We start from the raw sequence: 1,590 nt of genomic DNA, 5'->3' as shown, positions 1-1,590 counted from the left end.
GAAATGTCACTTTCTGCCAAAGCGCACGACAATCAGCCCCGTTCTGACCGGCTGGTTGGGGTTGCAAGGGCAGAGCGGGGCGGGTGGATGATCCACCCATCGGCTTTAGCTTTGAGATTGTTGGGTCAGCCAATCATTCCGCGGCATCGAGCCGTGAAAGAGCCTGCTGACGCTGCGCAATGACCTTCGGATCGTTCATCAAATCCGTCCGCTTGCCCGGTTTGCGGCCCCGCGGCGTGTAGCCATTCTTCTCGCTGTTGGTCTTCACCTTTGGCTGCGGCAACTGCTCCTGCTGCTCCTTGATGTAGGCCAAGACATCGGAAAGCCGCTTGTTTTCGGTGATCGCCGCATGGGTCACACGCTGGTCCTTGTCGAACACCCGGTAGGGCAGGCAATGGCCTTTCCAGCGCACGTCAAACCGGCCATCCGCATAGGCATAGGTCTCGACATAACGACCAACCAGACCACGCGTCACATCGGTCTCCTCGAGCATGATCCGCTGGCGCTCGAACGAAAACGTCAGCTGAACGCCGACATAGCGCTGCTCACGCTTGCACAGGATCTCCCTGAGCCGATCCGGCATGATGTTCATCGGTCGGTGCAGGTCATCTGACCGGGCAGGGGTGCGTGCGAACTGTGCGTTGTAGCGCGTAACAAAACCGGGCAGGAACGCATTGCCCGCCTCCATATCCGAGATCCCTGCCAACCGCAGCTCCTTCACCAAGCGGTCCTGAAGCGTCCGATTGGCGCGCTCGACACGACCTTTCGCCTGGCTCGAATTTGCGCAAAGAATCTCGATGTTTAGCTCTGAAAGCGCACGGCCGAACTGCGTCATGCCCTGGCCGCCCTTGGCATCCTTCTTGGTCACCCGGAACACCGAATGCTTGTCGGAATAAAAGGCAACGGGAGCACCATGGTCCTTCAAATAGAGTTCCAGTGCCGCAAAATAGCTGAAGGCGCTTTCCGAGCGCACAAAGCGCAACTGCATCAGCTTGCCCGTCGCATCGTCGATGAACACCAGCAGCGAGCAGGACGCGCCGCGGTCCTCGAACCAGCGATGCTCGGAGCCGTCGATCTGCACCAGTTCGCCATAGGCTTCGCGCCGCAATCGTGGTTGATGAAACGTCCGGCGTTGTCGGCGTGATAGCCAGATGCCGGCATCCGCCATCCATTGGCGCAACGTCTCGCGCGATACCGTCACGCCATGATCTTCGGCCAGCTTCTCGGCTGCCAGCGTCGGGCCGAAATCCGTATAGCGCTCGCGCACGATCGCCATGGCATAATCGCGCACGCCGTCACAAATCCGATTGTTCGACGGACGGCCGATCGCTTTGTGCCGGATCGATGCCGCGCCGCTCGTCCTGATCCGATCCAACAGCCGGCGCACCTGGCGCGGGCTCAGCGCCAGAACACGCGCCGCCGAAACGATCGTCGTCCGGCCGGCAACGACCTTCGACAAAACCTCGATCCGCTGCAGATCGCGCTCGCTCATCGCAATCAGTCCCATCGGCAATCTCCCGCGTCGCCAAAACGCGGGCAGAGTGACATTCTAACTTTGCAGAAACAGGACATTCCAACTTTGCGGCTACA

Annotated in this window: 1 protein-coding gene; it reads right to left on the bottom strand. The window is 60.1% G+C overall.

The features are described 5' to 3' along the window. Positions 1-133: 133 nt before the first annotated feature. A complete protein-coding gene (locus AC1DLV_RS30240; RefSeq protein ID WP_476836350.1) occupies positions 134-1,507 on the bottom strand; it encodes an ISNCY family transposase in 1,374 nt (457 codons plus the stop codon). Positions 1,508-1,590 lie beyond the last annotated feature (83 nt).

The sequence above is a fragment of the Aminobacter sp. 01T433 genome, assembly GCF_056398585.1.
The sequence above is the reverse complement of the archived record's forward strand: the minus strand, read 5'-3'. Positions and strand labels throughout refer to the sequence as shown.

What these genes read in the sequence shown, in the direction of transcription:
- AC1DLV_RS30240 (WP_476836350.1), bottom strand. Translation starts at nt 1,507, where the DNA reads ATGGGACTGATTGCGATGAGCGAGCGCGATCTGCAGCGGATCGAGGTT.